Genomic DNA, 9,098 nt, shown 5'->3' with positions numbered 1-9,098 from the left:
TACTGCGTTACGCCGGTTTTTCAGGACCTCGACCTACCTGATGTAGGCCTTCGCCCCTGAAAAACCACCAGGCCTTGTAGGACGAAATTTTTGCTTAGCCATCCCATGAGTTTTTGCGAGTGCATCATGAATATTCCATCAATGCGCGAAAATCTGCTGGCCCATGTTCGGCAGGTGGTGATCAAGATTGGCAGCGGGGTGATCTCCGCCAGCAACGGACTGGAAGATCGTCAGGTTGATGCGATTGCCGGTCAGGTTGTCGCCATGCGCCAGCGCGGATACAAGGTTGTCCTGGTCTCTTCTGGGGCTATTGCTGCAGGGAAGGGTGACCTCGGTATCACCGGTCGCCCGGCGACGATTCCGTTGCAACAGGCGGCTGCGGCTATCGGCCAAAGTCGGATGATGCAGGCCTACCGCGATGCTTTTTCCAAACGTGGGGTCAAGGTGGCGCAGATTCTGCTGACGCGCGATGATCTCGCCAACCGGCGCCGCTATCTTAATGCGCGCAATACCTTGATGACCCTGCTGGAGCACGACATTTTGCCGATTGTCAACGAAAACGATACGGTCGTCGTTGAAGAAATCCGCTGTGGCGATAACGATAATCTGTCGGCGATGGTGACCAATCTGGTGGAGGCGGATATGCTGACGATCATGTCCGATGTCGATGGCTTGTACGACAGTGATCCGCGTTTAAATTCTGGTGCCAGGCTGATTCCGCTGGTTGAACAGGTCACTGCAAAGATCGAGGGTTGTGCCGGGGGCAGCGTGACCCAACATGGCACCGGCGGGATGGAGACCAAGATCAAGGCGGCCAAGCGTGCGGCCCTCAATGGGGTCGGTACGGCGATTGTCAATGGCCGTCGAGAGCAGATTCTCGACCGGCTTTTTTCCGGCGAAGAAGTCGGGACTTATTTTCTGCCTGCCGGTAATCCGATGGCGACAAGGAAACATTGGCTGGCGTTTACCACCAAGCCGCGCGGCAAACTGCATCTTGATCGCGGGGCCTGTACCGCACTGGTGGAACGCGGCAAAAGCTTGCTCCCTTCGGGGGTTGCCAGGGTCGAAGGAAGCTTCGATCGTGGTGATGCGGTACGCCTGATCGATCCGGACGGGGTTGAATTCGCCAAAGGGGTCATCAACTACGCGTTGCCGGAGATGCTGAAGATTATCGGCAAAAAAAGTACTGAAATCGAGGCCGTGCTGGGGTACAAATATGGCGATGAAGTGATTCATCGAGACAATATGGTATTGAAAGACCGTAGCGAGGAGTAATCCCATGAGTATCGCTGTTGAGATGCGTCAACTGGCGCTGGAGGCAAAGGCCGCCGCGCGAGTTCTGGCAAACCTTTCCTCTCAGGTAAAAAATGATCTGCTTAACAATATGGCCGCTGCCCTCGAAGCCGCAACGGATCAGCTGGCTGGTGAGAATGCAAAGGATCTGGCGGTCGGGCGTGACAAAGGGCTGTCGAGTGCGCTGCTCGACCGTTTAACGCTCGACACCCAACGGATCCGGGCGATGGCGAACGGTTTGCGCGAGGTGGCCGCGCTTCCCGATCCGGTGGGCGAGGTGGCGCAGCTGTCGCGCCGACCGAATGGGCTGCAAGTTGGTCGCATGAGAATCCCTCTCGGAGTGATCGGGATTGTCTATGAGTCACGGCCAAACGTCACTGCCGACGCTGCCGGTCTCTGTTTGAAGAGCGGCAATGCCGTTATTCTGCGCGGTGGTTCCGAGGCGATTCACTCCAATCGCGCGATCGGCACAATTTTGCGTGCCGAACTGGAGCGCATGGGGGTGCCGACCGGAGCGATTCAGGTGGTGACGACGACCGATCGTGAGGCGGTGACCGAACTGCTCAAACTGGAAGACGAAATTGATTTGATTATTCCGCGCGGTGGCGAAAGTCTGATTCGTTTTGTCAGTGAACATTCGCGCATTCCGGTGATCAAGCACTACAAGGGGGTTTGTCACATTTTCGTTGATCAATCGGCAGATCAGGACATGGCCGAGAACATCTGCGTCAACGCCAAGGTGCAACGTCCCGGTGTCTGCAACGCAATGGAAACATTGTTGATCGATCAGGCGATTGCCGCAGAATTCGTTCCCCGGATTGTTGCACGATTGATTCAAGAAGGGGTCGAATTGCGTGGTTGTGAGGTGACGCGGGGGTTTGCCCCCGAGATCAAGGCGGCGACTGAAGAGGACTGGGACGCGGAATATCTCGACCTGATTCTGGCGGTGAAGGTGGTCGCCGATCTGGACGCCGCGCTTGATCATATTGCCCGCTATACATCGTTGCACACCGAGTCGATTGTGACGTGCGACTACGCCAACGCCCAGCGCTTTATCCGTGAAGTCAATTCGAGCGTTGCGATGGTCAATGCCTCGACCCGTTTCTCTGACGGTAATCAGTTCGGACTCGGAGCCGAGATCGGGATTTCGACGACCAAACTCCATGCGTTCGGACCGATGGGGCTGGAAGATTTAACGACGCGCAAATTTATTGTCTTTGGAGATGGTCAGGTGCGGAGTTGACAGAGGGCGGGCAATGAAGCGCTTGGGCATTCTCGGCGGGACCTTTAATCCGGTCCACAACGGGCATCTGCTGATCGCCGAAGCCATGCGGCAACGGTGCGATCTGGATAACGTATTATTTATTCCAGCGGCCGCTCCGCCACACAAAAAATTGCCACGCGAAGTCAGCTATGCAGATCGGGCGGCAATGGTCGCCGCCGCAATTGCCAACCATCCCGCTTTCATGCTTTCCGATATTGAACTCAAACGCCCCGGAAAGAGCTATTCTGTCGATACCTTGCGGCAGTTGCGCGACGCTTATCCGCAGGCGGAGCGGTTTTTTTTGATCGGCATGGATTCGTTTTGTGATCTTGCCACCTGGTGGGAATATCGACAAATTTTTGCCCTTGCGCACCTGGTGGTCGCCGCCCGTCCCGGGGTCGTTTGCGCCGATCTCAAAGAACGGCTTCCCGTTGCGGTCAGGGGTGAGTTCTGTTATGATGCATCGACTTGCGACTTGTGCCATCAAAGTGGCAACCGGGTGATTTTGCTTTCTGATACTGCCAGCACCGTCTCATCGAGTACCATTCGGGCCCGGCTGGTTGCAGGAGAGCCAATCACCGGAATGGTTCCTGCCCCGGTCGCCGAGTATATTGCGGCCCACAATCTCTATGTGTAAATGAGGATAAAGGGAGATTCACCCCATTGACGACTGAAGAACGAGCGCTTCTTTGTGCTGGCTATGCTCTGGAAAAAAAAGCACTGGACCTGAAATTACTTGATGTCCGTGGTCTTTCATCCCTCACCGATTATTTGCTGATCGTTTCCGGGCGCTCCGACCGGCAAGTTGAAGCGATCGCCACGGGCATCGAACTGGGCTTGAAAAAAGAGCACGGCATTACTCCGCTGGCGAGTGAGGGGCTGCGGGAAGGACGCTGGGCGCTCCTTGACTACGGAGACATCATGGTGCATGTTTTTCAGGAACCGGTGCGGGTATTTTACGATCTCGACGGGCTTTGGAGTGAGGCCCCGCTGGTTGCATTGCCCGATACCGAAACAACGTCGCGTTGAAACTGCGTTTGACGTGTGTTGGTAAACTGGCGGAGAGCTTCACGCGTGACGGGGTCGCTGAGTATGCGCAACGCGTTAAACGTTATTTTCCGTTACAGATTGATGAGCACAAAGAAGAAAAAGGGGGAAAGAAGGCCGATCCCCGCTATATTCGGGAGTGTGAGGGGGCGCGACTGCTGGCAAAAATTCCGCCGGAGGCGACGGTTGTGGTCCTTGATGAGAACGGGCGTCAACAGCGTTCAACGGAGCTGGCCGACTGGATGGAAAAACAGATGAGCGCCGGGACCGGTGAGATCGTCTGGGTGATTGGCGGCGCCTACGGTCTGAGTGACGCGGTCAAGGCGCGCGCCAACCTGCTGCTGTCGCTGTCGGCCATGACCCTGCCCCATCAACTGGTCAGACTGTTGTTGCTGGAGCAGCTTTATCGGTCATTGACGATCATTCGCCATGAACCGTACCACAACCCCTGATTCGACGGGGCCAAATGCCCGCATCTGGAGCTGAACGCGATGGAGAAAAGCGCGAACTATAAAAAAAATTTACTGACAATGCGCCGTGACGTAATGCGCGAGATCAGTGGCAATACGCAGGCTGCGCGGGAAATGGCGCAGGGGGATGTCCCTGATATTGGTGATATGTCGTGTGCGACGTACGAACGTGATGTACTCCTGAATCTGAGTGAAGTACAGCGCCAGAAAGTGCGCGATATTGATGCGGCACTGGCGCGGCTGGAGCAGGGGGAATATGGTGTTTGTCTTGGTTGCGGAGAAGAAATTCCGCAGAAACGCATGGAAGTACGTCCCTTCTCGCGCTACTGTGTTGAATGTAAAACGGAAGTCGAGAGATTCGGCGAATAATTTAATGACCGCCTGATGTGCGGCTACCTGGGAGCTGACCATGACACTAATGGCCTTTCTGTTGATGATCATCCTTTTTCTGACGTTCTTCATCTACTTTGCCGGGATGAATCCTCAGGATATTACGATCTTTTATTTCGGCGATCAGAGCCTGACAACCTCGGTGGCGATTATGGTGGTTGGCTGCGTCCTGTTTGGCCTGGTGATCGGCTACGCGGCGCACCTTTACGGGGTTGTCCTCTACTGGGCCAGGCATGCCAAACAGGATCGTCAGGACAAAAAAGCGCGCGAAGTCGGTTCAGTGTATCGGGACGGCGTCAATCGCTTGCTCGCCGGTGATCTGAAAAAGGCCCAGACCCTGCTCCAGCGTGCGCTTGAACGCGATCCCGGCAGGGTCGAAAGTTATATTGCTCTGGCCAATCTGGCCATTCAGGAAGGAAACCCCCAGGAAGGGATCAATCTGCTGATCAAGGCCAAGACGGTCGATCCGAAAAGTATGGAGGTCCTGTTCAAGCTGGCGAGCACCTACGAGGAGCTCGACCGCAATGACGAGGCCATCGAGGTCTGGCAGAGCATTCTCCTGGTCGAAGGAGATAATCGTAAGGCTTTGCGCGCGCTGCGCAATTTGCAGATCAAACATGGTCTCTGGAATGAGGCGCTGAAACTGCAGCGTAAAGTCATGAAAGCAGGTCCGGGGAAGAACCGTCTGGCGGAGGAGCAGGCGCTGTTACGGCATCTGCGTTACGAACTGGCGCGGCAGGCACTGGACTCAGGCGAGCAGGAACAGGCCAAAAAAGAGTTCAAGGAAATCATCAAGGAAGACGGGAAATTTGTTCCGGCACGGGTTTCACTGGGAGATGCTTACCGCAAGATGGGGCGACCGGATGATGCTTTTGCCACCTGGCGAAGCGCCTACCTGGCCCTTGGAAAGAGTATTTTTCTGTCGCGGATTGAAGATCTTTATATGGACGCCGAGGATCCGTCGACACTCCTCGACTTTTACCGGAATTTGGCCAACGAGTTCCCCGACGATCTGCTGATCTGCCTGTTTTTTGGCAAGTTCTGTCTGCGTCTGGAGATGGTTGATGAGGCGATGGAACAACTTGGCCTGGTTGAAAGTGCCGGGATCGACACCCCGCAGTTGCATCAATTGCTGGCGGAAGTCCATCGGCGGCGCAATCGCGCCGATGAAGCGATCAACGAGTATCAGCTGGCACTCGGTATCGACAATCGTCTGCGCCTCGATTATCTCTGCGAAGAATGTGATGCGTCAACTCCGGAATGGCAGAGCCGTTGTCCGGCGTGCGGTCACTGGGGAACCTACGGCCTGGCTGGCCGTGCCCTCCTGCGTGAGGCCAAAGCATTACAGGTTAGTGAAATCTATCACGGGGAACGTCACTAATTATGCACCGTCGGGGCGGAAAACCGGTCGCGTTGGTGATCCTTGACGGTTGGGGGCTCAATCCAGGTCGTGAGCATAACGCCGTCGCATTAGCCGCAACACCACACCTCGATCGCTTGCAGCGCGACTACCCGACGGCCCGTGCCGGTGCCTCGGGGGCAGCGGTCGGTCTGCCTGCCGGGCAGATGGGGAACTCCGAAGTCGGCCACCTCAATATCGGTGCCGGTCGTGTTGTCTATCAGGAACTAACCCGGATCAGCAAAAGTATTGGCGACGGCGATTTTTTTACCAATAGCGTGTTGGTTGCGGCCCTGACCCGATTACGCGAAAGTGGCGGCAAACTTCACCTTCTCGGGCTCCTTTCCGACGGCGGGGTTCATTCCCATAATACCCATCTCTATGCGCTGCTGGAACTGGCGCGTCGCTGCGGAATTACCGCTGTGTGTGTCCATCCATTCCTCGATGGTCGCGATACGCCGCCGAAAAGTGGCGCAGGTTTTTTACAGGAACTCGAGGCTGAGTTGCAGCGGATTGGTGTGGGTCGGATCGCGACGGTTAGCGGGCGCTTCTATGCAATGGATCGGGATAACCGCTGGGATCGCGTGGCACGTGCGTACCGGGCACTGGTTGCCGCTGAGGGGATTCCGGCAGCATCAAGCCGCGACGCCATTACCAGTGCCTATGCGGCCGACCAGTATGATGAATTCGTTGAACCGCGCGTCATTCTGGGCACCAATGAGCCCCCCGGCACGATTGATGACGGGGATGCGGTGATCTTTTTCAATTTCCGCTCAGATCGCGCTCGCGAACTCACCCGTGCGCTGACTGCGGTCACTTTTGATGGTTTTAAACGGGAGAAAGTTCCCCAACTGACAGCGTACGTCTGTCTGACTGAATATGATGAAACGTTCGACCTGCCGATCGCTTTTCCGCCTGAAAATTATCCGCAGATCCTTGGTGAGGTTGTGGCCAACGCTGGATTAAAACAGCTGCGGATCGCCGAAACCGAGAAATACGCCCATGTGACCTTTTTCTTTAACGGTGGTCGTGAAGAGCTCTTCCGGGGCGAAGATCGCGCCCTGATTCCATCCCCCCGGGAGGTTGCCACCTACGACCTGAAACCGGAAATGAGCGCTTATGAAGTGACTGCGGAAGTTGAAAAACGCGTTGCCTCGGGGATTTATGATCTGATTGTTTTGAATTTCGCCAATCCTGACATGGTCGGTCATACCGGTGTCGAGTCCGCAGCGATTCGCGCCATGGAAACTGTTGACGAGTGTGTTGGCCGGGTCGTCGCCGCGGTTCTTGCTGTTGGCGGGAGTCTGTTGCTGACCGCTGACCATGGCAACTGCGAACAGATGGCCGATGCGAACGGTCAGCCGCATACCGCGCATACCACCAATCCTGCTCCGGTAATTCTGGTGGGTGCCAATTTGCGCACGGCACAGGTGCGTGAGGGGATTCTGGCCGATATCGCGCCAACCCTCCTCGAACTCCTCGGTTTGCAGCAACCAGCGGAAATGACCGGCACCAGTCTGCTCCAATAAACGCTTTATATCATTTGACAGGAGGGGCGGTGACGATTACCGGGTGGCTGCACTTTGAGTTGACCGGTTTGTTTGACCTGCTGCTGCCGCCGCTCTGCCTGGCATGTCGGCAACGCGGTGCAGTTGATCGCACCACAATGCTCTGTGCCGAATGTCGCCAGGAGCTGCCCCGCTACCTTGGTGCCCGCTGCCGTTGTTGTGCACTCCCCTTTGCCGCCGCCGCAGGCACCCACTTCTGCGCCGGTTGTTTGCGCCACCCCCCCGCGTTCAGCCAGATTTATTTCCACGGTATTTACACACATCTGTTGCGCGATGTTATCCACCGTTTCAAATATCAGGAAGACATATCTCTGGCCCGGCCATTGGGACGATTGCTGCTGTCCACCGTCGGGGAAGATATCGATATGTTTCGTCCCGAGGTGATTGTTCCGGTGCCGTTGCACACCGCCCGCATACGCCAGCGCTGCTACAATCAGGCACTGCTGGTGGCGCGCGAGCTGGCACGCAACAGCCGCTGCCCGGTGCCGTTGCAGGCGTTACGGCGGATCAGACCGACCCTCTCGCAACAGGGGCTGCCAGCAGCCACGCGCCGCAAAAACGTGCGCGGAGCATTTGCTGCGGATGGTCAGCACGTTGATGGCAAACGGGTGCTGCTGGTTGACGATGTCATGACCACCGGAGCCACCCTCAACGAATGCGCGCGTACCTTGCGCCAGGCCGGGGCGCAGCAGGTCGCGGCGGCAGTCGTTGCCCGGGTTGATCGCGAACCGGCGCTGATCTTTGAGTAACGGCGGCGTTATTCCGGCATGTTCGGGATCGTGGTCGTTTCCCCGAGATGATTTTTGAGGGTGTATTCCGTGGCGTTTTCCCCCTGTATGTAGTAATCGGGCAGCAGTGGAATCTTGCCGATGTTGGTGGCGATAACATACATCGGCTGGGCGAGGCCGGTGGTGTGGCCGCGCAGGGCATCGCGAATCAGTTCGGCCCCTTTTTCGACCGGGGTACGGAAGTGATCGATACCGGGAGCCGGTTCGCAATAGAAGACGTAAGAGGGTTTGATCCGCACCGTCAGCAATTTCTGGTGCAGCTCCCGAAAGGTCTCCACATCGTCGTTGATCCCCTTGAGCAGCACCGCCTGATTGCCGACATTCACGCCACAACCAAGCAGATCATACACCGCCCGCGCCGTCTCCTCGGTCAACTCCTTGGGATGATTGCACTGGGTATTGATCCAGCTCGGCACGCGGTGATAACCGCCGAGGATTTTCAGTAGTGCCGGGGTCATCCGCTGCTCAACGTCGATGTCGTCTCCTCGTGCCTTTGCGTCTTTCTCAAGAGCCTTCAGGGAATTAAGTACATAGGGTAACCCCCCGGCTTTGCCGGGGGACAGTAAAAGTTTGACAGTTCCGGGAGAAAATGAAAGCCTCCCGTTCGTGAACCGCTCAAAGTTCTTGGAAAAGGAGGCTTTCGATGAACAGCAAACAAACTCTATGTCATACGAGTTGGGACTGCAAGTATCACGTCGTCTGGATACCGAAATGTCGTTGCAAAGCGATAAGACGGTGCAAGCCTTCTAAGTGTAACAGTTTAGTCCCCTTTGCATGTGCCGACGCAAGCATGCCACGAGATTGCCGGGGCGTGCTCGCTCCGGATCCGCACTGCTCAAATCTGAAACCATTTACTGCCGTGGAGTTTTCTTCTGCCGA

Annotated in this window: 10 protein-coding genes and 1 pseudogene; 9 read left to right on the top strand and 2 right to left on the bottom strand. The window is 56.3% G+C overall.

The window, feature by feature from the left end:
- Positions 1 to 141: 141 nt before the first annotated feature.
- The 9 genes from proB to K0A93_13130 are packed head-to-tail and all read left to right on the top strand — an operon-like array spanning position 142 to position 8,180.
- Complete coding sequence (proB, locus tag K0A93_13170) at positions 142 to 1,275, top strand: glutamate 5-kinase (protein MBW6513038.1); 1,134 nt, start codon at positions 142 to 144, stop codon at positions 1,273 to 1,275.
- A 4-nt stretch (positions 1,276 to 1,279) separates the two neighbouring features.
- Positions 1,280 to 2,536, top strand: coding sequence for a glutamate-5-semialdehyde dehydrogenase (locus K0A93_13165; protein MBW6513037.1), 1,257 nt, complete (start codon positions 1,280 to 1,282; stop codon positions 2,534 to 2,536).
- A gap of 13 nt (positions 2,537 to 2,549) precedes the next feature.
- Positions 2,550 to 3,194, top strand: a complete 645-nt coding sequence (gene nadD, locus K0A93_13160; GenBank protein MBW6513036.1) for a nicotinate-nucleotide adenylyltransferase — start codon at positions 2,550 to 2,552, stop codon at positions 3,192 to 3,194.
- 26 nt (positions 3,195 to 3,220) lie between these two features.
- Positions 3,221 to 3,586 (top strand): ribosome silencing factor, encoded by a 366-nt coding sequence (rsfS, locus tag K0A93_13155; protein MBW6513035.1) that lies wholly within the window; start codon positions 3,221 to 3,223, stop codon positions 3,584 to 3,586.
- Entirely contained in the window at positions 3,583 to 4,056 is a 474-nt protein-coding gene (gene rlmH, locus K0A93_13150; GenBank protein MBW6513034.1) for a 23S rRNA (pseudouridine(1915)-N(3))-methyltransferase RlmH, read from the top strand. The genes rsfS and rlmH overlap by 4 nt, the downstream gene beginning before the upstream one ends.
- Before the next feature lie 39 nt (positions 4,057 to 4,095).
- Positions 4,096 to 4,443: a TraR/DksA family transcriptional regulator gene (locus K0A93_13145; protein ID MBW6513033.1), complete on the top strand. Its 348-nt coding sequence runs from the start codon at positions 4,096 to 4,098 to the stop codon at positions 4,441 to 4,443.
- Between the two features lie 40 nt (positions 4,444 to 4,483).
- Positions 4,484 to 5,845, top strand: coding sequence for a tetratricopeptide repeat protein (locus K0A93_13140; GenBank protein MBW6513032.1), 1,362 nt, complete (start codon positions 4,484 to 4,486; stop codon positions 5,843 to 5,845).
- A 2-nt stretch (positions 5,846 to 5,847) separates the two neighbouring features.
- Entirely contained in the window at positions 5,848 to 7,392 is a 1,545-nt protein-coding gene (gene gpmI / locus K0A93_13135) for a 2,3-bisphosphoglycerate-independent phosphoglycerate mutase (protein ID MBW6513031.1), read from the top strand.
- Between the two features lie 29 nt (positions 7,393 to 7,421).
- Positions 7,422 to 8,180: a ComF family protein gene (locus tag K0A93_13130; protein MBW6513030.1), complete on the top strand. Its 759-nt coding sequence runs from the start codon at positions 7,422 to 7,424 to the stop codon at positions 8,178 to 8,180.
- 8 nt (positions 8,181 to 8,188) lie between these two features.
- Here the strand turns inward: K0A93_13130 and K0A93_13125 are convergent.
- Positions 8,189 to 8,683: pseudogene (locus K0A93_13125) on the bottom strand (KamA family radical SAM protein).
- A gap of 226 nt (positions 8,684 to 8,909) precedes the next feature.
- The coding region (locus tag K0A93_13120; protein ID MBW6513029.1) for a hypothetical protein at positions 8,910 to 9,098 on the bottom strand (189 nt) is incomplete at its 5' end.

The sequence above is a fragment of the Desulfuromonadaceae bacterium genome (genome assembly GCA_019429445.1).
In the GTDB taxonomy this organism is placed as follows: Bacteria; Desulfobacterota; Desulfuromonadia; order Desulfuromonadales; family JAHYIW01; genus JAHYIW01.
This window is presented reverse-complemented; position numbering and strand designations above follow the sequence as displayed.

Coding starts and splice junctions, on each gene's coding strand:
- proB (MBW6513038.1), top strand. CDS start 142: ATGCGCGAAAATCTGCTGGCCCATGTTCGGCAGGTGGTGATCAAGATT.
- K0A93_13165 (MBW6513037.1), top strand. CDS start 1,280: ATGAGTATCGCTGTTGAGATGCGTCAACTGGCGCTGGAGGCAAAGGCC.
- nadD (MBW6513036.1), top strand. CDS start 2,550: ATGAAGCGCTTGGGCATTCTCGGCGGGACCTTTAATCCGGTCCACAAC.
- K0A93_13145 (MBW6513033.1), top strand. CDS start 4,096: ATGGAGAAAAGCGCGAACTATAAAAAAAATTTACTGACAATGCGCCGT.
- K0A93_13140 (MBW6513032.1), top strand. CDS start 4,484: ATGACACTAATGGCCTTTCTGTTGATGATCATCCTTTTTCTGACGTTC.
- gpmI (MBW6513031.1), top strand. CDS start 5,848: ATGCACCGTCGGGGCGGAAAACCGGTCGCGTTGGTGATCCTTGACGGT.